The organism is Dactylosporangium fulvum, from assembly GCF_025137375.1.
In the GTDB taxonomy this organism is placed as follows: domain Bacteria; phylum Actinomycetota; class Actinomycetes; order Mycobacteriales; family Micromonosporaceae; genus Dactylosporangium; species Dactylosporangium fulvum.
Genome location: NZ_CP073720.1, coordinates 6735501 through 6759390, shown reverse-complemented (window position 1 = coordinate 6759390; position 23890 = coordinate 6735501). Strand labels below are relative to the sequence as shown.

Below are 23890 nucleotides of genomic sequence, written 5' to 3'. Positions count from 1 at the left end.
TCATCAGTTGACGCCTCCGACCCCGGGAGCGGCGAGAGGCGGCAGGCCCGCCGCGGCAGGACCTTCGGCCCCTGTGGCGGCTTCGCGCCGGCCGGCCCGGGACCTTCGTCATCGCCGGTAGGGACGTCGGGCACTGGGACCGGCAGCCGCCCGGCGAAAGGATGCGGGTGTGGACCGGACCGGTCCGTGCCGCCCCCGAGAAGGGATGTGATGACGGTGACCGGGACGCTCACCCCGTCGCCCGTGGTGCTCGAGGTGACCGTGGAGGAGCCGGCAACCGCGATCGACCGGCTGGTGCGCCGGGCGGCGCTGGCGCTGGACGAATACGCCGCCCTGGATCAGGAGCAGATCGACCGCATCGTGAAGAAGGCCTCCGTGGCGGCGCTGAGCCAGCACGGGCGCCTCGCGGAGCTGGCGATCGAGGAGACCGGCCGGGGCGTGTTCGAGGACAAGGCGGTCAAGAACGTCTTCGCCTCCGAGCACATCGCACACAGCCTGGCCGGACTGCGCAGCGTGGGCGTCGTGGCCCGGGACGACATCAACGGCATCGTCGAGATCGCCGAGCCGGTCGGTGTCGTGTGCGCCGTGACACCCGTGACGAACCCGACGTCGACGACCGTGTTCAAGGCGCTCATCGCGCTCAAGACCCGCAACCCGGTCGTCTTCGCCTTCCATCCGTCCGCCCAGCGGTGCAGCGCCGAGGCCGCCTGTGTCGTGCGGGACGCGGCGATCGCCGCCGGTGCGCCGCGGCACTGCATCCAGTGGATCGAGGAGCCGTCGATCGGGGCGACGCAGGCGCTCATGCACCATCCCGGGGTGGCGGTGATCCTGGCCACCGGTGGCGGCGGCATGGTCCGTGCCGCGTACTCGGCCGGCAAGCCCGCGCTCGGCGTTGGCCCGGGCAACGTGCCCGCCTACATCGAGCGCACCGCCGATGTCGTGCGGGCGGTGCACGACATCGTGGTGTCCAAGACCTTCGACAACGGCATGATCTGCGCGTCCGAGCAGGCGGTGATCCTCGACGACGCCGTCGCGGAGGAGGCCCTCGGCCAGTTCGAGCGGTTGCACGCCCACGTCGCGACGGCGGTGGAGAAGGGCCTGCTGGAGCGGTTCGTCTTCGGCGCGGAAGGGAAGCTCAACCCCGACGTCGTGGGCCGTACCGCGAACTGGATCGCCGAGCGGGCCGGCTTCAGCGTGCCCGACGGTACCTCGGTCATCCTGGTCCCGGTGGGCGGCGTCGGCCCGCAGGAACCGCTGACCCGCGAGAAGCTGTGCCCGGTGCTCGCCGTGCTCCGTGCGGGCACCCGCGAAGAGGGGTTCCGTCTCGCCGAGCAGATGGTCGAGCTCGACGGCCTCGGGCACAGCGCCGTCATCCACACCGCCGACGCGCCGACCGCGGAGGCGTTCGGGCAGCGGGTGAAGGCCGTGCGGATCATCTGGAACTCGCCGGCGTCGCAGGGCGGCATCGGCGACGTCTACAACGCCTTCCTGCCCTCGCTCACCCTGGGGTGCGGCAGCTACGGGCGGAACTCGGTCTCGGGCAACGTCTCCGCGGTCAACCTGCTCAACATCAAGCGGGTGGGTCGGCGCACCAACAACCTGCAGTGGTTCAAGGTGCCGCCGAAGATCTACTTCGAGCCCAACGCGATCCGGTACCTCGCCGACATGCCCGACGTGCACCGGGTCAGCATCGTCACCGACGCCACCATGACGCGGCTCGGCTACGTCGACCGCATCCGTGGCGTGCTGCGCCGCAGCGCCAACCCGGTGACCGTGCAGATCCTCGACAACGTCGAACCCGAGCCCAGCATGGCCACCGTGGAGCGGGGCGCCGAACTCATGCGCTCGTTCCGGCCGGACACCGTCATCGCTCTCGGCGGCGGGTCGCCGATGGACGCGGCGAAGGTCATGTGGCTGCTGTACGAACACCCGGGCACCGAGTTCGCCGACATGCGGGAGAAGTTCTTCGACATCCGCAAGCGGGCGTTCACCTTCCCGAACCTGGGCCGGCTCGCACGGCTCGTCTGCATCCCCACGACCTCCGGCACCGGGGCCGAGATCACCCCGTTCGCGGTCATCACCGACACGACGACCGGCATGAAGTACCCGCTGGCCGACTACGCGCTCACCCCGAGCGTCGCGATCGTCGACCCGGCCCTCACCGCCGACCTGCCGCCGAACGTGACCGCCGACAGCGGCTTCGACGCGCTCACCCACGCCACCGAGGCGTACGTGTCGGTGTACGCCAACGACTACACCGACGGCCTGGCCCTGCACGCGATCAAACTGATCTTCGAGTACCTGCCCGCGGCCGTGCACCGCGGCGCCGCCGACCCGGTCGCCCGGGAGAAGATGCACAACGCGGGCTCGATCGCCGGCATGGCGTTCGGCAACGCCTTCCTCGGCATGGTGCACGCCCTCGCGCACACCCTGGGTGCCACGTTTCACATCGCTCACGGACGCACCAACGCGATCCTGCTGCCGCACGTCGTCCGCCACAACGGCACGGTGCCGGCGAAGCTGACCGCGTGGCCGAAGTACGAGCGCTACGTCGCGCCGCAGCGCTTTCAGGAGATCGCCCGCATGCTCGGCCTGCCCGCCGACACGCCCGAGCAGGGGGTCGAGTCGTACGCCGCCGCGGTCGAACGGCTGCGTGCCGAGGTCGGCATCGAGCCCTCGTTCCAGGCGGTCGGCGTCGACGAGCAGGAGTTCCTCGACGCCCTGCCGCAGCAGGCGATGAACGCCTACCTCGACCAGTGCGCCCCGGCGAACCCGCGCATGCCGATGCTCGCCGACCTGCGCGAGATCATGCGCACCGCCTACTACGGCGCCGAAGGTCCCGCGAAGGCGTGACCACCGGCCCTGCCGGCCGGTCGGCACCTTCGGCGACCGTGAAGGCATCGCCACCGATGAGGGAGCCCGCCATGACAACCCAGAACCAGCGCGCGGCGATCGACCTGCTGGCGGAGGCGTCGATCACGGCACTGCGCGCGCCGTCGATCCTCAACACCCAGCCGTGGCGGTGGCGGCTCGCGGGCAACCACGCCGAGCTGTGGTCCGACCGGTCCCGGCAGCTGACGGGGCTCGACCCGGAGGGCCGGCTGCTGCTGCTCAGCTGCGGTGCCGCCCTGCACCACGCCACCGTCGCGCTGCAGGCGGCCGGATTCGCCGCCGACATCGACCGGCTGCCCGACGAGGAGCGGCCGGAATTCGTGGCCTGGATCCGGCAGGGACCGCGATGCCCCGCCGACAGCCTGCTGTACCGGGCGATCTACCAGCGGCGTACCGACCGCCGCCCGTTCAGCGACATCCGGCCCGGCGACGGCGTGCTGGACGACCTGCGGGTCGCTGCGGAGCGGCACCGGGTGCACCTGCACGTGGTGCGGGAGGACCAGGTGACGGCGTTCGCGTCGGCCGTCGCCCACGCGGGCGAGGTCGAGCACGGCGACGCCCGGTTCCGCGACGACGTCCTGGCGTGGACGACCCGTGGCAGGGACGATCGCGACGGCGTCTCGGCGCGCAGCACCGTCGACGGCGGACGCCGTACCATCGCACCGCGGGACCTCAACATCGCGGCGCCGGCCGTGCTCGACCCCGGCTCGGGAACGGATCGCGGCACCGTCTACGTCGTCCTCGCCACCGACGCCGACGAACCGGCCGACTGGGTCGCCGCCGGTGAGGCGCTGTCGGACGTGTGGCTCACGCTGACCGCCCGTGGCCTCGCGGCGTCGCCGATCAGCGAGGTCGTCGAGGTCCTGCCGGTGCGGCAGGCGCTGCGCCGGCTGCTCGGCGGCGTCGGCAACCCGGCGATCGCCATGCGCATCGGTGTCCCGGTCGAGGGTGCCGCGCCGGTGCCGGCGACCATCCGGCGCTCCGGCACCGACACGGTCGGCCTGCCCGGCAGGGCTGACGGGGTGTCGGCTTGCGGGCATCGGAAATGTGAGTGAAGGTCACATAAGCCACCCATTCATCCCGGTCCGCGGCGTAGCCTCAGGTTGGCGCGCCCGGCTCACGCGATTCCTTGTCCACAGGAAGGAAGGTCCCGGTGACCACAGTCACGGAAGTCACGGAAGCCCAGGTGAGGCAGCTGAGCGACGAGGACGTCGCGCGGCTGGATGCCTGGTGGCGGGCCAACAACTACTTGACGATCGGGCAGATCTACCTGCAGGGCAACCCGCTGTTGCGCCGTCCGCTCGAGCCCGGTGACATCAAGCCTCGCCTGCTCGGGCACTGGGGCACGAGCCCCGGCCTGTCGTTCGTCTACGCCCACGTGTCGCGGCTCATCAAGCTGACCGGGCAGCAGGCGATCTACCTCGCGGGGCCGGGCCACGGCGGGCCGGCGCTGGTCGCGGCCGGCTACCTGGAGGGCACCTACAGCGAGATCTACCCCGACGTGTCCCAGGACGAGGCCGGCATGCTGCGGTTGTTCCGGCAGTTCTCCAGCCCCGGCGGCATCCCCAGCCACGTCTCGGTGACCACGCCCGGCTCGATCCACGAGGGCGGCGAGCTCGGTTACGTGCTGGTGCACGCGTTCGGCTCGGTGATGGACAACCCGGACTTGCTCAGCATCGCCGTCGTCGGTGACGGCGAGGCCGAGACCGGTCCGCTGGAAGGCTCCTGGAAGGGCATCTCGTTCCTCAACCCGGTCCGCGACGGGGCCGTCCTGCCGATCCTGCACCTCAACGGCGCGAAGATCGCCGGTCCGACCGTCCTGGCGCGCAAGGACCCGGCCGAGGTCCGCTCGCTGCTGGAAGGCCACGGCTACGAGGTGATCGAGGTCGAGGGTGCGGACCTGCCCGGCATGCACCACCGCTTCGCCGCGGCACTCGCCGAGGCCTGGGAAAAGATCCGGGCGATCCAGCAGTCGGCCCGCGCCGGCGAATGGGACGGTGCACGCCCCCGCTGGCCGATGATCGTCCTGCGGTCCCCGAAGGGCTGGACCGGTCCCGAGCAGGTCGACGGGGTGCAGGTGACCGGCACGTGGCGCTCGCACCAGGTCCCGCTGGCCGGGGTGAAGGACAACCCGGAGCACCTGGCGCTCCTGGAGCAGTGGCTGCGGTCGTACCGGCCGGAGGAGCTGTTCGACGGCTCCGGCGCACCGGTGGACCTGGTCCGTGCCCTGGCCCCCGACGGCGACCTGCGGATGAGCGCCAGCCCGCACGCCAACGGCGGGGTGCTGACCCGGGACCTGGACATCCCCGACTTCCGCAAGTACGCCGTCGACGTCACCGCCGCCGGTGCCTCCCGGGCCGAGTCGACCCGCAAGCTCGGCGAGCTGCTGCGCGACGTCTACAGCGGCAACCCGGACCGGTTCCGGCTGTTCTGCCCCGACGAGACCAACAGCAACCGCCTCGGTGCGGTGTTCGAGGTCTCCGACCGCGCCTTCGCCGAGCGGGTCACCGACGCCGACGTGGCCATCGGCCGGGACGGGCGGGTCATGGAGGTGCTGTCCGAGCACAACTGCCACGGCTGGCTGGAGGGCTACACCCTCACCGGCCGGCACGGCATGTTCGCCACCTACGAGGCGTTCGCGATGGTGTCGGCGTCGCAGACCGTGCAGCACGGCAAGTGGCTGCAGGAGGCCAAGCGGCTGCCGTGGCGGGCGAAGGTCCCCAGCCTCAACGTGCTGCTCACCTCGACGGCCTGGCGCAACGACCACAACGGCTTCTCCCACCAGGGCCCGGGCCTCATCCAGGTCGTGCTCACCCAGCGCGGCGACGTCGCCCGGGTGTACCTGCCGCCGGACGCCAACTGCCTGCTCTCCGTCGCCGACCACTGCCTGCGGTCCCGCTCGTACATCAACCTCATCGTGATCGACAAGCAGCCGCAGCTGCAGTGGCTGTCCATGGACGAGGCGGTCGAGCACTGCACCGCCGGCGCCGGGGTCTGGGAGTGGGCCGGCACCGACAACGGCACCACCGATCCGGACATCGTCCTGGCCTGCGCCGGCGACGTGGTCACCATGGAGACCGTCGCCGCCGCGCGGATCCTGCGGGAGCGGCTGCCGAAGTTCCGGGTGCGGGTGGTCAACGTCGTCGACCTGATGGGCCTGATCCGGCCCAAGGATCACCCGCACGGGATGAGCGCCACCCGGTTCACCGAGCTGTTCACTGACACGGTGGACGTGGTCTTCGCCTTCCACGGCTACCCGGGCGCGGTTCACCAACTGGTGCACGGCCGGCCGGACGCCGACCGCTTCCGCGTGCGCGGCTTCGTCGAAGAGGGCACCACCACGACCCCGTTCGACATGACCGTGCGCAACCGCGTGTCGCGATACCACCTGGTGATGGACGCCATCAACAACGCCAAGCGGCTGCCGCGCGGTGCCTCCGACCTCAAGGCGTGGTGCGAGCAGAAGCTGGCCGAACACGAAACCTACGTCGTCGAGCACCTCGAGGACATGCCCGACGTCCGTGACTGGTCCCTCGGCGACTGGGCGGAGCGCGGGTGACGGACACGGCGAGAGAGGCACTGGCCCGGGCGGCGGACGCCGCCCGGCTGGCGCCGTCGATCCACAACACCCAGCCGTGGCGGTGGGTCGTGCACGCCGACCGGCTCGAACTGTTCGCGGTGCCCGACCGGCAGCTGCGCGAGCAGGACCCGGACGGCCGGCTGATGCGGCTCAGCTGCGGTGCGGCGCTGCACCACGCCCGCGTCGCGCTGGCTGCCGAAGGCTGGCTGCACGACGTCGAGCGGCCCGCGGGCGAGCCCCTGGCCGTCATCCGGGTCGAACGGCACGAGCCGGCCGACCCCCGCGCCATGCAGCGGTTCCAGCTGCTGCACGTGCGGCACACCGACCGCCGCACCGTCAGCGACGAACCGGTGCCGCAGGGCGTGCGGCAGGCACTCGTCGACGCGGCCCGGCAGGGCGGGGCCCGCCTGCACGTGCTGCACCGCGACGAGGTCCTGCAGCTCGCGGTCATGATCGAGCACGCGGGAGCGGCCCAGCAGGGCGACGAACGGATGAGCACCGAAACCGCGCAGTGGGTCGGCGGCGACCGTCCGGCCGGCACCGGCCTGCCGGACGCGGTCATCCCGGCCGAGTTGCCGCTGACCACCGTCGCCGAGCGCGACTTCGGGGTCAGCGGCACCCTCGCCGCCGGTGCCGGTCACGACACCGCCGCCTCCTACGCCGTCCTCTACGGCGACGGCGACGAGGCCCTCGACTGGCTGCGCGCCGGCGAGGCGCTCAGTGCGGTGTGGCTCGCCGCGACCGAGCACGGTGCGACCGTGCTGCCGTTGAGCAGCCCGGTCGAGCTGGTCTTCACCCGGCAGGCCCTGCGCCGGATGCTCAGTGACACCGGCTATCCGTACCTCGTCCTGCGGCTGGGCATCGCCGACGCGGACCACGCCGGTCCGCCGCACACGCCGCGGCTGCCCGCCGAGCAGGTGATCGAGCTCGCCGACGAGTGACAGCACCGTAGCGGGGTGCCGCACAGCGTCACGGGACCGCCGGACGCAGGTCGACCAGTTCGGCCGGCGCGCCGGCGGTCCAGTCCGGTTCGATCACCACGAGCGCGTCGGCCTGCGCGGCGGCGCGCAGGCTCGCCGGCCGGGCGCCGGGGACGACGGTGGCGTGGCCGTCGCCGACGCGGACCGGAACCAGCCGCACGCCGTGCGGATAGGGGCTCGCGTCCCCGGCGACCGGGAGCCGGTGCCGAACGGCCGGCGGCCGGCCGGCCAGGGCGGCGACCAGCGGCCGCAGCAGGGTGACGGCGGCGACCAGCCCGGCGAACGGATTGCCCGGCAGCCCGACGACCCAGCGGCCGTCGCCGGTCTGCGCGAGCACCTGCGGATGCCCTGGCCGGCACCGCACCCCGTCGACGTACCACCGGGCGTCGATCCCGTCGAGCACCCGGTGCAGGTGGTCCGCGGCGCCGACCGACGACGAGCCGGTGACGGCCACGACGTCGGCTCCGCTCGCGCCGTGGAGCGCCACCCGCAGTGCTTCGCCGGTGTCGGGCAGGTAGCGGTGCTCGACGACGGTGCCGCCCGCGTCACACACCAGGGCGGTCACGGCCGGCCCGAGCGCGTCGCGGACCTGACCCGGCAGGGGAGTCCCGGCGGAGACGACCTCGTCCCCGGTGACCACGACGCACACCCGCGGCCGCCGGTACACGGTGAGGACGTCCGCGCCGGCCTGCGCGGCGGCGCCGAGGACGGCGGCCGTCACGACCCGCCCGGCCGGCACCAGTTCGTCACCCGGCCGGACGTCCTCGCCGGCCGTCCTGATATGCGTCCTCGGGCCGGCCGGGCCCATGACGAGGTCGCCGTCGCGGCGGCAGCATTCGTACGGCACGACCGCCCGCGCGTCCGCGGGCACCGGCGCACCGGTGGCGATCTCCACGGCGGTGCCCGGGGCGAGGGGCGCCGACCAGGGCGTACCACCGGCGAACACCTTGCCGACGAGCCGCCAGGGCGCGGTGCCGGCGACGGCGTACCCGTCCATGGCCGCGACGTCGGTGCCCGGCAGTGCGACCGCCGCCCGGACCGGCCGGGCGAGGACCTGGCCGACGGCACCGGCGGCCGGGACCTGTTCGACATCGTGCGGTGCCGGGCACCGCTGGGCGAGGTCCAGCGCGTCGCGCAACCGCGGCGCGAGCGGGCTGAGCAGGGCCCAGGCCCAGAAGTTCACGGCGAAGCCGAGGGCGCCACGGCGAGCATCAACCACGGTCGTCCGCCGGTTGCCGCCGGTTGCCCCACCCCGGCCCGCCGCGGCCCGGCTGCGGCGGATTCCCTGCGCGGTGTGCTCATCGTCGCCTCCATGTCGTTCACCGGACGCGGCCGTCATGCCGGCTCACTGGCACCGGCAACCGGGGGGCGACGGCCCTCAACGCAGCAGTCCCCATTGTCGGGCGCCTTGAACAGAGACTTTGGTCCTTCCGGAACGGGACCCGGCGAACGTTGACGAACACCGTGCGCCGGCCGGTCCGTTTCCGGCCCGGCCGGCGCGTTCCGGTGGTGCGGGTGTGGTCAGCCGGTTTCGGTGACGGCGTCGATCCGGCCGCGCAGCCGGTCCTGCAGCAGGTCGACGGCCTCGTAGCCGGTGTCGGCGGCGGCCTCGGCGTGCACGACCCGGCCGTTGACGTCGACCTCGGCGCGGGCGGTGACCGGCCGGGTCGCGGCCGGGTTCGAGATCCGGTCGAGCCGGACCCGAGCGAAGAGGATCGGCCGGGCCGTGTGCTGCAGGGCGGCCGCGACCTTCTCCTGCGCGTACTGCCGCAGCGCCGGCTCCATGCCCGGCCGCACCTGGACCTGGACCTGGACCTGGACCTCGTCATGCACGTGGGACATCACGGATCTCCTCTCGTTGCCGGTCACCGGGTGTCCGAACCCGCCGACCGGCACCGGCGGCTGGAAATGGTGCCGCGCACGCGGTGCCGTTCGACGGGTCCACGAGCACTACCACGGATACCTCCGGAAGTGCTCGGTTCGACCGTAGGCAGGCATGGTCCGTGGCGGGCAGGGCCGTTGGACCCGCCTTCGCGGGCCTGCCGGACCCGGCATGTCCAACGGCACCCCGCAGACGTGCCGTAGGACCCTGCAGCGCCGTCGCGGCCCGCCATAGCGTCGGTTCGAGACGACAAGGAGGCACGCAGATGAGCCGCTGGAACGTTGCCGACGTGATGACGATCGGCGCTGTGTCGGTGCAGGAGGACACGCCCTTCAAGGAGATCGTCGACCTGCTGGAGGCGCATGGGATCAACGCCGTGCCGGTGGTCGACAAGTTCGACCGTGTCGTCGGCGTGGTCTCTTCCGCCGACCTGGTTCCCAAGATCGAGTTCGCCGGTGACGACGATCACCTGCGGCTGTTCGAGAACAAGCACACCCGCCAGGCCCGCGACAAGGCACACGCCACGGCCGCCGGTGAGCTGATGACGACGCCGGCCGTCACCGTGATGGGCACCACGTCCGTGGTCGCCGCCGCCCGCATCATGGAGAACGGCGAGCTCAAGCGCCTCCCGGTGGTTGACGACCTCGGCCGCCTGGTCGGCATGGTCACCCGCCGTGACCTGCTCAAGGTGTTCCTGCGCACCGACGCCGACCTCCGCCGGGAGATCCTCGCCGAGGCCGTCAACGGACTGGTCGGCGTCGACGCGTCACAGATGCGGGTCGAGGTCGACGACGGTGTCGTGACGCTGCTCGGCGAGGTCGAGCGCAGCTCCCTGATCCCGTCGGTGGTGCGCCAGATCGAACGGATCGACGGGGTCGTCGACGTGGTCAGCCATCTCTCCGCCCGGTCCGACGACGCTCAGGACCGTCAACGGAGCTACCGGGCGCCGGTGATGTTCTGAAGAACGCTTCCGGATCCGGCCGTCCGGCGGGCCCTTCGGCCCTGCCGGACGGCCGGCGTTCCGACGGGCCCTCTGATCAGGACCCGCGACGGAACCGCGTGGTGACGAAGGTGACGAGCCCCGGCACGGCGGCGACGGCCAGGCACCCGGCGAGCTGCGGCAGGGTCAGGGACTCGGTGCCGAGCAGATCCTGCAGCGGCGGGAGCCAGAGGGCGCCGAGTTGCAGCGCCAGCGACAGTGCGACCGCGAGGTCCAGGCCCCAGTTGCGGTGCCCGCCACCACGTGCGCGCAGGGCGAGTGCCACGCCCAGTTGCGCCAGCCCGAGCACCGCGAACAGCACGCTCTGCCACGGGCCGCCGCGCTCATGGGTCCACAGCGCGGCGCCGAGCGCCATCACGGTGATGAGCGTGCCGGTCAGCGCGATGCGTCCGATGAGGCCGCCGAGGATCGCCTCGTCGGGGTGGCGCGGCGGGCGGCGCATCAGGCCGGGGGTGGCCGGTTCGCCGCCGAGGGCGACCCCGGGCAGCCCGTGCGTGATCATGTTGATCCAGAGGATCTGGGCGGGCAGCAGCGGCACCGCCAGGCCCAGCCATGGACCGGCGAGCATGATGAGCACCTCGGCGGCACCGCCCGACAGCGCGTAGACCAGGAAGCGGCGGATGTTCGCGTAGATGCGCCGGCCTTCCCGCACGGCCCGGCCGACGGTCGCGAGGTTGTCGTCGGCGAGGACAAGGTCCGCGGCCTGGCGGGCGGCCTCGGTGCCGCCGCGGCCCATCGCGACGCCGATGTCGGCGCGGCGCAGCGCCGGGGCGTCGTTGACGCCGTCGCCGGTCATCGCGACCACGGCGCCGTCGTGCTGCAGGCGGCGGATGATGGTGAGCTTCTGTTCCGGGCTGGTCCGGGCGTAGACGACGGTGTGGCGGTCCGCCGTCGCGGCCTCGTCGCCGGTGGCGACGCGGGGCCGTCCGTCGGCGAGCCCGACCCGCTCGGCGATCGCCGCGGCCGTCGCCGGATGATCGCCCGTGATGAGGACGAGCTCGATACCGGCGTCGTGGAACGCCGTGACGGCGGCCGCCGCCTCCTGCCGCACGGGATCGGCGAGCACCGCCAGCCCGAGCAGGTCCAGATCGTGTTCGGCGTCCGCGGCGGCGGGCCGCTCGGCACTGCGGCGCCCCGCCACGGCGAGGAGCCGGTACCCGGCGGCGGACAGCTCGGCCGCCACGGCGACCGCCCACTGCCGGTCCGCCTCGCCGATACGCAGCGGCCCGTCCTGGGCCAGCAGCACGTCGGGGGCGCCCTTGCACACGACCAGGTAGTCGCCGCCGGGGCGGCGGTGGACGGTGGTCATCCGCCGCCGGTCGGCGTCGAACGGCACCTCGTCGACGCGGGGCAGCGACCCTCGCAGGTCGAGCCCGACGCCGCAGCGCCCGGCCGCGGTGAGCAGCGCGGCCTCCATCGGGTCGCCGACCGGGTACCACGCGGCGTGGTCGGCGTCGGGCGGGGCGAGGCCGGCGTCGGTGCACAGCACGAGCGCCTCGGCGAGCCGTCGTGCGTCCGGGCCGGGTGCCGGTTCGGCGGTACCGCCCGGGTCGTATCCCCGCCCGGTGAGGGTGACGGCGGTACGGTCGGGCAGCAGCAGCCGGTCGACGCTCATGACGCCCTCGGTCAGGGTGCCGGTCTTGTCGGTCGCCAGGACGGTGACCGAGCCGAGGGTCTCCACCGCCGGAAGGCGGCGCACGATCGCGGCCTGGCGGGCCATCCGGTGCGCGCCGAGCGCCAGCGCGAGCGTCACGACGGCCGGCAGCGACTCCGGCACCGCGGCAACGGTGAGGCTGACCGCGGCCAGCAGCATCTCGCCGAACGGTTCGCCGCGCGCCACACCCACGACGAGCACCACGCCGGACAGCGCGACCGCCACGGCGGCCAGGACCTTGCCCAGCCCGGCCAGGCGGTGCTGCAGCGGCGTCGCGCGCCTGGGCTGGCCGGACACCAGGGCGGCGATGCGGCCGAGGGCGCTGTCGGCGCCGATGCGGCTCACGACCCCGACGGCCCGGCCGGTGGCGGTGACGGTGCCTGCCGACAGGTCGTCACCGGCCGCCTTGGTCACCGGCATCGACTCGCCGGTGAGCGCGGCCTCGTCGACGGAGAGCCGGACCGCTTCGACGACGTGCAGGTCGGCCGGGACGATGTCGCCGGCCTCGATGCGCACCACGTCGCCGGGGACGAGCTCGGCGGACGGAATCGTGGTTTCGGCGCCGTCGCGGCGGACCCGGGCGAACGGCGCGGCCATGCGCCGCAGCGCCGCCACGGCGCGGTCGGCGCGGATCTCCTGGACGACACCGACGGTGGTGTTGAGGACGACGACGAGCATGATGACGACGAGGTCGCTCACGTCACGCAGCACCGCGGTCACGACCATGGCCGCGAGCAGGACGATGATGAGCGGATCGCGCAGCTGCGCGGCGACGCGGGCCGCCACGGACGGCGGCTTGACGGCTGGCAGCTCGTTGCGGCCGTGCCGGTGCTGCAGCGTGGCGACCTCGGCCGCGTCCAGCCCGGCGGGAACGGTCGTCGGGGTCGTCGTCATGATTCCACGGTCTCCGAGGTCGATCGGTGCGGCGAGGGCCGAAGGTCATGCGCGAGCCGGGATTTCCGTGTCCCGCCACGGCAGCGGAGGAGGCACGTGCCTCCTCCGCCGTCGTGATGCTCAGCTGCGCTTCGGCTCGTGCGCGATCAGGATCGGGCACTCGGCGTGGTGCATCAGCTGCTGGCCGACCGAGCCGAGCAGCAGACCGGTGAATCCACCGTGGCCGCGGCTGCCGACGACGACGAGCTGCGCGGTGTGCGACACCCCGATCAGCACCTGCGCCGGGCGGCCGACCGCCAGCAGCGCCTCGACCTTGACGCCCGGGTACTTCTCGCGCCATCCGGCCAGCGACGCGTCGAGTGTCTCGCGCTCGTGCGCCTCGACCGCGCTCGGCGGCACGACCACGGGACTCGGCGGCGTGTACGCGCGGATCGCGATCACCTCGGTGCCCCGCGCCACGGCCGCCTCGAAGGCGAGCGCGAGCGCGGCCTCGGTCGAGGCGGAGCCGTCGACGCCGACCACCACCGGACCTTCGGCGGCCCTCGACCGGCCGCGCACGACCGTGACCGGCACCCGGGCATGGGTCGCGACCTGCTGGCTCACCGAGCCCAGCAGCAGGTTGGCCATGCCGCCGGCGCCGCGGTTGCCGACGACGAGCAGTTTGGCGTGCTCCGCCAGGTCGAGCAGGGCGAGCGCGGGCGCCGCGTGGACCGCCGTGCCCGTGACGTCGACCGCGAGGTGGTGCTTGCGCACGTGCTCGACGATCTCGGCGATGGTGCGCTCGGCGTACTCCTCGGCCTCGGCGACGATCGCGTCCGTGGCGCCCGCGTAGTACGCGGCGGGCCACGCGAACTGGTACGCGTTGACGATCCGTAACGGCGTGGCGGTACGTGCCGCTTCGGCGGCGGCCCAGTCGACGGCGTCGCGGGCCTCGAGCGACCCGTCGTATCCGACGACGATCCTCTGTTCGTTCATCTCGTCCTCCTCGAGGTGTCCCGAGTTCAGCTTCGAACGAGTGACGTCGACGAGACAGGGGCGTTGGATCGCAACCGGCAGGACTTTCGTCCCTGCCTCACGGGGTGCCCGCCGCCTGTCGCAGCAGGTGCCGCAGGTACGGGTCGGGCTCGGTGCCGACCGGGGCCAGGCGCAGTTTCACGTCGACCGCGGTGCAGCCGTCCGGGCCGGCGAGGACCGGGTTCAGGTCGAGCTCCGCGACCTCGGGGAAGTCCTCCGCGAGACGACCGAGCCGCAGCAACAGGTCCTCCAGCGCCGCCGTGTCCGCGGGCGGCGCGCCGCGATAGCCGGTCAGCAGTGGCGCTCCGCGCAGCCCGCGCCACATCGCCGAGGCGTCGTGGTCGGTCAGCGGCAACAGCCGGAGCGTCCGGTCGCCGAGCAGGTCCGTGTGCACGCCGCCCAGGCCGACCATGACCAGGGAGCCGAACAACGGATCGTGCGCCACACCGGCCACCAGCTCCACACCCGGATCGGCCATCGGCTGCACGGTGACCGCGGGCCGTGCGGCGCCGACCGCCATGCCGATCGCACGGTACGCCCGGCGCACCGCCGCCGCGTCGGCGAGCCCGAGCCAGACGGCCCCGATGTCGCTCTTGTGCACGACCTCAGGTGCCGCGGCCTTCACCGCGACCGGATAGGAGATCGCGTCGGCGAGCCGGACCGCCTCGTCGGCGTCCGCGGCGATCCGGGTGTCCACGACCGGCACGCCGTAACAGGCCAGCAGGGACCTGGCCACGTCGGCGGGCTGCCAGCCGCCGCCGGCCGCGAGCGCCCGCTGCACGATGCCGCGGGCGGTGCCATGGTCCACGTCGTGCAGTGCGGGACGGTCCCCGACGGGTTCCCGCCGCCAGGCCGCGTACCGCGCGGCCCGGCCCATGGCGAGCACCGCCGGCTCCGGCAGGTCGAAGACCGGCACGCGCCGGGCGCCGAGGCTGCTCGGCACGTCCGCAGCGCCGACCACGACGACGGCGACCGGCAGCTGCGGGCAGTCGTCGACGGCCGCCCCGACGGCCGTCAGCGTCGCGGCGCAGTCGTTGGTCCGGGTCGAGACGAACGTGACGATCAGCAGGTCCGCCTCGCCGGACCGGGCGACGGCCCGGATGGCGCCGGCCAGGGCCTCGGGCGTGGCCTCGGCGCCGAGGTCGACCGGATTCGCGGCCGACGCCCCGCTCACGCCCAGCTGCTCGACGCAGGCGGGCGAGAGCGCGGGGACGGTGAGTGCCGCGGTCTCGGCGGCGTCGGCGGCCAGCGCGTTGAGGCCACCGGCGTTGCCCACGACGGCCAGCCGGTGACCGGCGGCGAGCGGCTGGTCGACCAGGACGCGGGCGGTGTCCAGCAGTTCGCCGAGCGTGTCGGTACGGATCACGCCGGCCTGCGCGAACAGCGCCGCCACGGTGCTGTCGGTGGCCGCCGCGGCCGCGGTGTGCGACGCACCCGCCCGCTGCCCGCCCTCGGAGCGGCCGCTCTTGACGGCCAGCACCGGCTTGCGCCTGGCGATGGCCCGGGCCACCCAGGCGAACCGGCGCGGGTTGCCGAACGATTCCAGGTACAGGGCGACGGCGCGGGTCGCCGGGTCGTCGTACCAGTAGGCGAGCAGGTCGTTGCCGCTGACGTCCGCCTTGTTGCCCAGCGAGACGAAGCTGGAGATCCCGATGCCGCAACGCGCCGCCGCGTCCAGGATCGCCACACCCACCGCACCGGACTGCGACGCCACCGCCAGACCGCCCGCGACGGGCGGTGCCGGCGCGAAGGTGGCGGTCAGCCGCACGGCGGGGTCGGTGTTGACCACACCCAGGCAGTTCGGGCCGACGATCCGCATGCCGTGCCGGCGCGCGTGGTGCACGATCTCCGACTGGGCCGCCGGATCGACACCGGCGGTGAGGACCACCGCCGCCCGCACGCCCGCCGCGCAGCACTGCCGCACCACGTCGGGGACCGCAGCGGCCGGAACGGCGATGACGGCGAGGTCGACGACGGCGCCGGTCGCGGCCACGGTCGGGTGGGCGACGAGCCCGCGCACCTCCTGGGCGTGCGGGTTCACCGGGTACAGCGCACCGGTGTATCCACCGGCACGCAACGCGGCCAGTACCTCGTGGCCGATCCCGCCGGGACGCCGCCCCGCACCGATGACCGCGACCGAGGCGGGCGTCAGCAGGGGCCGCAACGAGTGGTGCGCCGCGGTGCGGTCCCGGACGCCGACCGCGGTCAGGGCGGCCTCGTCCGGCAGCGTCGGCACCCGCACCTGGACCGTCCCGGTGTCGCCGCTGAGCCGGCGGGCGACGCCCGGGGCGAGGTCTCCGCTCACCTGCAGCATGGCGGCGTTGTTCGCCAGCACGTCGCCGATCAGTTCGGTGATGCCCACCCGCCGGGCCGCGGCCGTGAGGTGCTCGAGCAACAGTGTGCCCAGGCCCTCGCCGTGGTGGTCGTCGTCGACCACGAGCGCGAAGTCGGCGTGCGTCGCGTCGACCCGTTCGTACGAGCCGGCGGCGAGGACGTCGTCGCCCTCCTCGACGAGGAGGCTGACACGGTCCGGCCCCGACGGCCGGGTGAGGCGGTGGACCTCCGCGTCCAGCGCCGCGCCGGCGCTGAAGAACCTCAGGTACCGGCTGTCCGGGGAGAGCCGCCGGTGCAGGGCGAGCAGCGCCGGCGTGTCCTCCGGCAGGATCGTCCGGACCCGAACGACCCTGCCGTCCATCGTCAGGCAGTCCACGGCGTTCACCGTGACCCCGCCCCGGCGACGTAGTGCTGCACGAGCACGTCGTCCGGCCTGTCACGCCGGGACGTCTCGTCGCCGCGCACGGCATGGCGCAGGATGTCCCGGCGGGTGACGATGCCGACGAGCCGGCCGTCCGGCCCGTCGGTCACCGCCAGTCGCTTGAGGTGGTGGCGTTCCATGAGATCGACGGCACCGCCGACCGGGGCGGCGGCGTCCACGGTCACCGCCGGGCTGGTCATCAGCTCACGCGCGGTGTCGTGGCCGTTCGGCCGCAGGACGTCTGCCTCGGACACCATGCCGATCACGTGATCGTTGTCGTCGACCACCGGCAGCCCGCTCACGTCGTACCCCGTGAGGACGTCGACGATCTGCTGGTACCGGCATTCCGGTGTCGCCACGAGAACCGCCGCGGTCATGACGTCACGGACGAACAGGTCGCTCATCGGACCCACCTCCTTCACGTCAACCCTCGACCGCGGCGGCGCCCGGCGCATGGGCCGAAGGTCCCGGTCGTGCCGGGACGACAGGCGGGGCGCGGTCAGTGCGGCGGCGCTCCCCGGAGCACGAGGACCGGGCACTCGGCGTGGTGCAGCAGTGCGTGGCCGACCGAACCGAGCAGCAGTCCCGCGAAGCCGCCGTGACCGCGGTGACCCACCACGACCAGTTGCGCGTCCCGGGACGCGTCCACCAGGACCTGCGCGGGGTGACCGTCGACGAGCCGGGACTCCGCCCGTACCGCCGGATATTTCGCACGCCACCGCGCCACGCTCGCGGCGAGGTCGGCGGCCACCGGTGCCTCCGGCGGGTCGACGCGCAGGGCGAGCAGGTCGCATCCGCGCCGGGCCGCCTGCTCGAAGCCTGTCGCGAGCACCCCTTCGGCGGCCGCCGAGCCGTCGACGGCGGCGACCACCGGACCGGTCGCGACGCCGGCGCGACCGCGGACGACCGCCACCGGACAGGTCGCATACGTCGCCACCTCGAACGCGACCGAGCCGAGCAGCGCCGCGGCGAACCCGTGGTCGCCCTTGAAGCCGACGACGAGCATCGCGGCCTTCGCGGCCGACGTCAGCAGCACGTCGGCCGGCACACCCATGATCGCCACGCCGTCCACAGCGACCGCCGGCTCCGCCTGCCGCGCCACCGTCACCGACCGCGCGACCGTGGTCTCGGCGTGCTCGCGGGCGAACCTGTCGAGTTCCTCGGCGCGTGCCGGACGGCCGGGCCAGCGCCAGTGGTAGGCCAGCACGACCCGCAGCGGGACGCCGGCCCGGACAGCCTCGGCCGCGGCCCACCTGACCGCGTCGTCCGACGACGCGGACCCGTCACTGCCGACGACGATGCCGGTGCCGTCCATCCCCACGTCCTGCCCCCTCTGTGTTCACTGATGCAGCTTCGGTACGGCCAGCGGATGCGCGACGGCGTCCGCCGCGGCCACGACGGCCATTATCGACCGGTACGCCGACCGGTCGATGCGGCCCTCCATGAGCCGCCGCACGGCCTCGCTCTCCTCGTCACCCAGCCGCCGGTCGACCGGTGCCGCCCCCGGGGCGTCGTGGGTGCGCCGGAGCAGGCGGTCGGCAGCCGGCCATGCGGCCGGCCCGCGCACCGCGAACACGACCAGCCCCGCAACGGCGTACAACACAGCGACCATACCGAACACGATCAGTGCCTGGACCATCCCGCGTCCCTCCGCCCGTCGATGTCCGCCACTCTTGCCGACGGCCGGAGCCGCTGCCAGGGCCGGAAGTCCCGAACGTCCCGGCCGGTCACGACATCCAGCCGCCGTCAGCCGTGATGACCGCGCCGTTGACGTTGTTCGCCTCCGCGGAGCCGAGCCAGCTGATCAGCGCCGCGATCTCGTCCGACTCGGCCGTCCGGGTCGTCCGGGCGAAGCTCTGCTCCATCCGCCGGTACGCCCACTCCACCTCCGGGGAGGCGGTCCGGCCGATGTTCGTCCTGACGGCACCCGGGCAGATCGCGTTGGTACGGATGCCGTCCGGACCGTAGAGAAACGCCAGCGAGCGGGTGAGGCCGATGAGGCCGTGCTTCGACGACACGTAGGCGGTGCCGGCGACCGAGCCGGTCAGCCCGCCGATCGACGAGACGTTGACGATCGCGCCGGATCCCGTCGTCCGCATCGCCGGGATCACGGCCCGGCACAGCCGCATCGGACCGGTCAGGTTGACGGCGATCACGCGGTCCCAGACGTCGTCGGCGAGCTCCGTGACCGGCAGGAAGTGGTCCATGACGCCGGCGACGTTGGCGAGCAGGTCCACCCAGCCGCCGGGCAGCGCCGCGACGACCCGGTCGACGTCGGCCTGGGCCGTGATGTCGGCCGTGATCAGGTGGGCCTTGCACGACTCGGCCGCGAGCAGTTGCTCCGTCGCTTCGAGGCCGGCGGTGTCGACGTCGCAGCCGACCACCGTGGCGCCCTCCTTCGCCAGCCGCAGCACCGTCGCCTGGCCGATGCCGGAGCCGGCGCCGGTCACCAGTGCCGTGCGCCCGGCGTGCCGCAGTGTGTTCATGTCGATCCTCCTCAGGAGCCGTACCTCGGGGGCGGGGGACGACCACCTCCGTCCATACGTCACCTTGAACCCGGCAGAGCCGGTCCGGCAGGGACCAAGGTCCCGCCGCACCCGCGTCGACGGTCACGTCTGTGCTCACGTCGCCGCCGGTCACCCGGAGCGGGTGAATCGGCCGGATCTCGCGCGTGGTCCCCGCGGCAGGGGAGACGGTGGGACAGGCGGTCCCGGGTGTCCGGCTCCGGGACGTGCCGTCGAGCGGGGGGACAGGCGTGTACGACGGAACGGTCGTGGTGGGTGTCGACGGTGGTGAGCCGTCGCTGCTGGCCGCGCGATGGGCGGTGTTGGAGGCGGCCCGGCGAGCCGTGCCGCTGCGTGTCCTGCTGGCCTACCGCTGGAGGGTGCCGCTGACCGCGTTCGCGCCGGGCGGGGAACTCGCCGAGACGGCACAGCAGCTCGCCGACATGATGGTCGAGGACGTCGCGCGGGAGGTGTCCACCGTGGCTCCTGAGGTCGTCGTGCAGGCGGCGGCGGTGCCGGGCCACCCGGCCGACGTGCTGGTGAAGGCCGGGGCCGGGGCGGCCCTGGTGGTGGTCGGCACCCGGGGCCGGCGGGCCGCCACCGGGGCGCTGCTCGGATCGGTCAGCCAGCAGGTCGCGATCCACGCGACGTGTCCCGTCGCGGTCGTCCGCGGCCGGCCGGACGCGGCCGGTGACGTTCTTGTCGGCATCGACGGATCTGAATCATCCGGCCTCGCGCTGGCGCTGGCGTTCGACGAAGCGCGGCAACGCGGCCGTGGCCTGGTGGCCGTGCGGGCCATCGAGACACCGATCGTGCCGCTCCCGCTCGGCACGCCCCCGCTGCTGCACGACTCGGCCGAGGTCCAGCGGGCGCTGGCCGACGAAGCGGCCGGGCAGGTGGCCGCGGCGGGCAAACGCTGCCCGGACGTCCCGTGGGAGTTCCACGGTGTCGAGGGTGAGGCCGCCGACGTCCTCGTCGACCGGTCGCGACAGGCGCAGCTGGTGGTCGTCGGCAGCCGCGGGCGCGGCGGGTTCGCCGGGCTGCTCCTCGGCTCGGTCGGCATGCGTCTGCTGCACCGGTCGCATTGCCCGGTGCTGATCGCGCACGGTCCGCCGGGCACGGCTCCGCCCGCGGGACGCACCTGACGTCCACGGACCGGAGGAAGCGGCTCGCCGCCCGGGCATGAGCCGTGCGGGCGGCACCGTCATAACCTTGGAGGCATGGTCCGGCCTAACGAGGTCGTCGAGCGGGTCCTTCACGAGTACGCGGATCTCATGGCGATCACCGGCGGGGACGCGCACCGGGCGCGGGCGTACGAGAAGGCGGCCCGCGTGGTCGGCGGCTACCCCGCGGACGTGTCCGCGATGGACGAGGAGAGCCTCCGAGAGATCCCGAATGTGGGGGCGTCCATCGCCGACAAGATCCTCGAGTTCCTCGGGACCGGCCGCATCCGGGCCGTGGAGGAACTGCGCGCCGAGGTGCCCGGTGGTGTCGTCGAACTCACCCGGATTCCCACCCTCGGACCGAAGAAGGCGATGGTGCTGTACTCCGACCTGGGCATCGCCTCGATCGAGGAACTGCGGGACGCCGTCGAGGCGGGCATGCTCACCGGCCACCGCGGCTTCGGCGCCAAGACCGCCGAGAACATCCTGCACGGCATCACCCTGCTCGAGCGGGGACACGGCCGGTCCCTGCTCTCCGACGCCACGGAGGCGGCCGAGGAGATCGTGACGGCGCTGTCGCGTGTCAAGGGCTGCGTCCGATGCACGTATGCCGGCTCGCTGCGGCGGATGCGGGAGACGATCGGCGACGTCGACGTCCGCGCGTGCGAACACCCGTACGTCACCGTCATCGGCCACCCGACCACCCGGCTGCTCGGCAGGCGTCCGCCCGTCGAGGCCGACTTCGACGCGGTGTTCCGGGCGGCCGCGGCGACCGGCACCGCACTCGAGGTCAACGGCTTCCCCGACCGTCTCGACCTCAGCGACGAACTGATCCTGCGGGCCAGGCGGCACGGTGTGAAGTTCGCCGTGAACACCGACGCGCACGCCGTTGTGCACCTTGACCACCTGCGGTACGGCATCGGTACCGCCCAGCGCGGCTGGCTCACCGCGGAGGACGTCGTCAACACCTGGCCGCTGGACCGGCTGGAGGACTTCATCGGCGCGAAACGGCGCCGCCGGGCCAAGGTCGCGCACCGCCGGTGACGGACATGGACGCAGACACGGCGCGGGCGACGACGGCCCGCGGTCATCTCAGGATCTACCTCGGTGCCGCGCCCGGGGTGGGGAAGACCTACGCCATGCTGGACGAGGGCCGCCACCGTCTGGCACAGGGCACCGACGTGGTCGTCGGATTCGTCGAGCCGCACGGGCGCATGCCGATCGCCGCCATGGCGGAGGGCCTGGAGGCGGTCCCGCGCCGCATGCTGACCTATCGCGACATGAGCTTCACCGAGATGGACCTGGACGCGGTGCTGGACCGGCATCCGCAGGTCGCGCTGGTGGACGAGCTGGCGCACACCAACGTGCCCGGCTCCCGGAACAGCAAACGGTGGCAGGACGTCGAGGAACTGCTGGCGGCCGGGGTCGACGTGGTCACCACGCTGAACGTGCAGCATCTGGAGTCGCTCAACGACACGGTGCGGCAGATCACCGGGACCGTGCAGCGCGAGCGGCTGCCCGACGAGGTCGCCCGCCGCGCCGACCAGATCGAGCTGGTGGACCTGTCGGCGGAGGCGCTGCGCCGGAGGATGGTCCACGGCGATGTCTACCCGGCGGACCGCATCGAGACCGCGCTGACCCACTACTTCCGTCCGGGCAATCTCACCGCGCTGCGTGAGCTGGCGCTGTTGTGGGTCGCCGACCGGGTCGACGAAGGGCTGCAGCGCTACCGGGCCGAGCACGGCATCGCGGCCTCCTGGGAGGCGCGCGAACGGATCCTGGTCGGGCTCACCGGCGACGTCGGCGGTGAGACGCTCATCCGGCGGGCGGCCCGCATCGCGGCCAGGATCCCCGGGTGCGATCTGGTGGCGGTGCACGTCACCGTGAGCAGCGGGCTGATCGGCGCCGACCCGGCAGTGCTGGCACGCCAGCATGCGCTGGTGGAGTCGCTGGGCGGTTGTTATCAGCAGGTGATCGGCGACGACGTCGCCGACGCGCTGCTGTCGACCGCCAAGGCGCAGAACGCGACCCAGATCGTGCTCGGCGTGAGCAGGCGGGGCCGATGCGCCCGGCTGCTCACGGGCGAGGACATCGCGGCGAAGTTCATCCGGTTGTGCGGGCCGATCAACGTCCACATCGTCACCCACGAAGGCGCGGCCAGGCCGCCGCGCCTGGCGTGGCCACGGCTCGCCAGCGGGCTCGGCCCGCACCGGCGCTGGTACGCGGTCGTGCTCGCGGCGCTGCTCCTGTCGGCGTTGACGGTGTGCATGGCGCAGTTGCACCGGGTGGCCGGTACGGCCGCCGGCCCGGCGCTCTACCTCGTCGTCGTGCTGGTGGTCGCCCTGATCGGGGGCCTGTATCCGGCGGTCGCCGCCGCGCTGGCGGCGGGCCTGCTGGCCGGCCGGTTCCTGCCGCAGTTCGCCGCGGGTTCCGCCGGCCTCACCGACGTGGTCGTGCTCAGCGCGTTTGTCATCACCGGCGCGTTGGTGGGCCTGGCCGTCGAGACGACCGCCGAGCGGGTGCGCTTGACGACGTACGAATCGGCGCAGGCGAGCATCCTGAGCACGCTGGCGGCCGATGCGCTGCGCGGGCACGACAGCCCGCCCGCGCTGCTCGAGCAGCTTCGCCAGGCCTTCGGCCTGCGTGGGGTCAGCCTGCTCGAACGGCGGCTCGACAGTGACACCGTCACCCGCTGGTGCGTCACCGCCAGCGCCGGCAGCCACCCGCCGGAACGGCCCGAGGACGCCGACATCTCCGTCCCGGTCCGCGAACGCCTCCGCATCGCCGGGGTCGGCCGCCGGCTCAGCGCCAGCGAGGAGCGCATTCTCACCGCCTACGTCACGCGCATCGCGGCCGGGCTCACCCGCCCGGCCGAGACGAAGGCCACGACATCGGCGCTCCATGGCCCGCCGGTGGCTGCCATCCCCGACCTGTGCGGCTCGCTCGCCGCCGCCAAGGCTGCGCTCGCCGACGCGGCCGACCACGTCGAACGCCTCCCCGCAAGCGGCCGGACCAGGTTCGCCGCGGCGCAGGCGCAGATCGACGGTGCGGTCAACCTGCTCGCCGACCTCGACGCGCTCTGCCGGCTCGAGGCGGGCGCGCTGGACTGCCGCCTGCGCCCGGTGGATGTCGCGGAGGTGATCGTCGCCGCGTTCGACGACCTCGGCGCCGACGGCCGACCCATCATGCTGCGGTTGCCCGAGGTGCTGCCCTACGTCATCGCCGACAGCCGGCTGCTGACCCGAGCCGTCGCCGGTCTGGCCACCGACGCACTGCGCCGCAGCCCGTCCGACAGCCCACCGGCCATCGCCGCCACCGTCGAGCGGGAACACATCCGGATCCGCGTGATCGACCACGGCAGCGGCACGGGGGCATCCTGCCCGGGGGCCGACGTGGCACAGCGTCTGGCCCGCGGGCTCACCGAGACCATGGGCGGCACCCTGCGGCACGAGCGCACGCCGGGCGGCGGCCGTACCGTCGTCATCACCCTCCCGGCCGCACACGGCCGTCAGGGCGGCGGTCCGCGGCCGGACCGGCCGGCGTCCAGGGAAGCGGACCGAGCCGGTGGGTGA

At 73.4% G+C, this 23890-nt stretch carries 17 protein-coding genes; 8 read left to right on the top strand and 9 right to left on the bottom strand.

Going from position 1 to position 23890, the window contains the following annotated elements:
* Positions 1-210 precede the first annotated feature (210 nt).
* The 4 genes from adhE (at position 211) to Dfulv_RS31105 (ending at position 7413) form a co-directional block, all read left to right on the top strand.
* Positions 211-2853 (top strand): bifunctional acetaldehyde-CoA/alcohol dehydrogenase, encoded by a 2643-nt coding sequence (adhE, locus tag Dfulv_RS31120; RefSeq protein ID WP_259857362.1) that lies wholly within the window; start codon positions 211-213, stop codon positions 2851-2853.
* Between the two features lie 71 nt (positions 2854-2924).
* On the top strand, positions 2925-3947 hold the full coding sequence (locus tag Dfulv_RS31115) for an Acg family FMN-binding oxidoreductase (RefSeq protein WP_259857361.1): 1023 nt from the start codon (positions 2925-2927) through the stop codon (positions 3945-3947).
* Positions 3948-4078: 131 nt separating this feature from the next.
* On the top strand, positions 4079-6451 hold the full coding sequence (locus Dfulv_RS31110; protein ID WP_259857360.1) for a phosphoketolase family protein: 2373 nt from the start codon (positions 4079-4081) through the stop codon (positions 6449-6451).
* Complete coding sequence (locus Dfulv_RS31105) at positions 6448-7413, top strand: Acg family FMN-binding oxidoreductase (RefSeq protein WP_259857359.1); 966 nt, start codon at positions 6448-6450, stop codon at positions 7411-7413. Before Dfulv_RS31110 ends, Dfulv_RS31105 begins: the two co-directional genes overlap by 4 nt.
* A 28-nt stretch (positions 7414-7441) precedes the next feature.
* Here the strand turns inward: Dfulv_RS31105 and Dfulv_RS31100 are convergent, their stop codons facing one another.
* Both Dfulv_RS31100 and Dfulv_RS31095 read right to left on the bottom strand, forming a co-directional pair.
* Positions 7442-8791, bottom strand: coding sequence for a molybdopterin molybdotransferase MoeA (locus Dfulv_RS31100; protein ID WP_259857358.1), 1350 nt, complete (start codon positions 8789-8791; stop codon positions 7442-7444).
* A 182-nt stretch (positions 8792-8973) separates the two neighbouring features.
* Positions 8974-9294: an HPF/RaiA family ribosome-associated protein gene (locus tag Dfulv_RS31095; protein WP_259857357.1), complete on the bottom strand. Its 321-nt coding sequence runs from the start codon at positions 9292-9294 to the stop codon at positions 8974-8976.
* 305 nt (positions 9295-9599) lie between these two features.
* On the opposite strand from Dfulv_RS31095, the gene Dfulv_RS31090 reads away from it, so the two are divergent.
* Complete coding sequence (locus Dfulv_RS31090; protein ID WP_259857356.1) at positions 9600-10295, top strand: CBS domain-containing protein; 696 nt, start codon at positions 9600-9602, stop codon at positions 10293-10295.
* 76 nt (positions 10296-10371) lie between these two features.
* Here Dfulv_RS31090 and Dfulv_RS31085 read toward each other — a convergent pair whose 3' ends face one another.
* The 7 genes from Dfulv_RS31085 to Dfulv_RS31055 all read right to left on the bottom strand — a co-directional run bounded on the left by Dfulv_RS31085 (position 10372) and on the right by Dfulv_RS31055 (position 19137).
* On the bottom strand, positions 10372-12882 hold the full coding sequence (locus Dfulv_RS31085) for a cation-translocating P-type ATPase (protein WP_259857355.1): 2511 nt from the start codon (positions 12880-12882) through the stop codon (positions 10372-10374).
* Positions 12883-13002: 120 nt separating this feature from the next.
* Positions 13003-13857, bottom strand: a complete 855-nt coding sequence (locus Dfulv_RS31080; protein WP_259857354.1) for a universal stress protein — start codon at positions 13855-13857, stop codon at positions 13003-13005.
* A gap of 97 nt (positions 13858-13954) precedes the next feature.
* Positions 13955-16606: a bifunctional acetate--CoA ligase family protein/GNAT family N-acetyltransferase gene (locus Dfulv_RS31075; RefSeq protein ID WP_259857353.1), complete on the bottom strand. Its 2652-nt coding sequence runs from the start codon at positions 16604-16606 to the stop codon at positions 13955-13957.
* A gap of 5 nt (positions 16607-16611) precedes the next feature.
* Positions 16612-17055 carry a CBS domain-containing protein gene (locus tag Dfulv_RS31070; RefSeq protein WP_259857352.1) on the bottom strand — a complete coding sequence of 148 codons (444 nt, stop codon included), beginning with the start codon at positions 17053-17055 and terminating at the stop codon, positions 16612-16614.
* Between the two features lie 95 nt (positions 17056-17150).
* A complete protein-coding gene (locus Dfulv_RS31065; RefSeq protein ID WP_259857351.1) occupies positions 17151-17966 on the bottom strand; it encodes a universal stress protein in 816 nt (271 codons plus the stop codon).
* A 24-nt stretch (positions 17967-17990) separates the two neighbouring features.
* Positions 17991-18290, bottom strand: coding sequence for a hypothetical protein (locus Dfulv_RS31060; RefSeq protein ID WP_259857350.1), 300 nt, complete (start codon positions 18288-18290; stop codon positions 17991-17993).
* A gap of 88 nt (positions 18291-18378) precedes the next feature.
* The gene (locus tag Dfulv_RS31055) at positions 18379-19137 is read right to left on the bottom strand and encodes an SDR family NAD(P)-dependent oxidoreductase (RefSeq protein ID WP_259857349.1); all 759 of its coding nucleotides are present in this window, start codon (positions 19135-19137) and stop codon (positions 18379-18381) included.
* Positions 19138-19406: 269 nt separating this feature from the next.
* Here Dfulv_RS31055 and Dfulv_RS31050 point away from each other — a divergent pair, with 269 nt between their 5' ends.
* The 3 genes from Dfulv_RS31050 to Dfulv_RS31040 all read left to right on the top strand — a co-directional run bounded on the left by Dfulv_RS31050 (position 19407) and on the right by Dfulv_RS31040 (position 23890).
* Positions 19407-20300 (top strand): universal stress protein, encoded by an 894-nt coding sequence (locus tag Dfulv_RS31050; RefSeq protein ID WP_259857348.1) that lies wholly within the window; start codon positions 19407-19409, stop codon positions 20298-20300.
* A gap of 75 nt (positions 20301-20375) precedes the next feature.
* Complete coding sequence (locus tag Dfulv_RS31045; RefSeq protein ID WP_259857347.1) at positions 20376-21362, top strand: helix-hairpin-helix domain-containing protein; 987 nt, start codon at positions 20376-20378, stop codon at positions 21360-21362.
* 5 nt (positions 21363-21367) lie between these two features.
* Entirely contained in the window at positions 21368-23890 is a 2523-nt protein-coding gene (locus Dfulv_RS31040) for a universal stress protein (protein WP_259857346.1), read from the top strand.

Coding starts and splice junctions, on each gene's coding strand:
- adhE (WP_259857362.1), top strand. CDS start 211: ATGACGGTGACCGGGACGCTCACCCCGTCGCCCGTGGTGCTCGAGGTG.
- Dfulv_RS31115 (WP_259857361.1), top strand. CDS start 2,925: ATGACAACCCAGAACCAGCGCGCGGCGATCGACCTGCTGGCGGAGGCG.
- Dfulv_RS31100 (WP_259857358.1), bottom strand. CDS start 8,791: ATGACGGCCGCGTCCGGTGAACGACATGGAGGCGACGATGAGCACACC.
- Dfulv_RS31095 (WP_259857357.1), bottom strand. CDS start 9,294: ATGTCCCACGTGCATGACGAGGTCCAGGTCCAGGTCCAGGTCCAGGTG.
- Dfulv_RS31090 (WP_259857356.1), top strand. CDS start 9,600: ATGAGCCGCTGGAACGTTGCCGACGTGATGACGATCGGCGCTGTGTCG.
- Dfulv_RS31085 (WP_259857355.1), bottom strand. CDS start 12,882: ATGACGACGACCCCGACGACCGTTCCCGCCGGGCTGGACGCGGCCGAG.
- Dfulv_RS31080 (WP_259857354.1), bottom strand. CDS start 13,857: ATGAACGAACAGAGGATCGTCGTCGGATACGACGGGTCGCTCGAGGCC.
- Dfulv_RS31070 (WP_259857352.1), bottom strand. CDS start 17,055: ATGAGCGACCTGTTCGTCCGTGACGTCATGACCGCGGCGGTTCTCGTG.
- Dfulv_RS31065 (WP_259857351.1), bottom strand. CDS start 17,966: ATGGACGGCACCGGCATCGTCGTCGGCAGTGACGGGTCCGCGTCGTCG.
- Dfulv_RS31060 (WP_259857350.1), bottom strand. CDS start 18,290: ATGGTCCAGGCACTGATCGTGTTCGGTATGGTCGCTGTGTTGTACGCC.
- Dfulv_RS31055 (WP_259857349.1), bottom strand. CDS start 19,137: ATGAACACACTGCGGCACGCCGGGCGCACGGCACTGGTGACCGGCGCC.
- Dfulv_RS31045 (WP_259857347.1), top strand. CDS start 20,376: ATGGTCCGGCCTAACGAGGTCGTCGAGCGGGTCCTTCACGAGTACGCG.
- Dfulv_RS31040 (WP_259857346.1), top strand. CDS start 21,368: ATGGACGCAGACACGGCGCGGGCGACGACGGCCCGCGGTCATCTCAGG.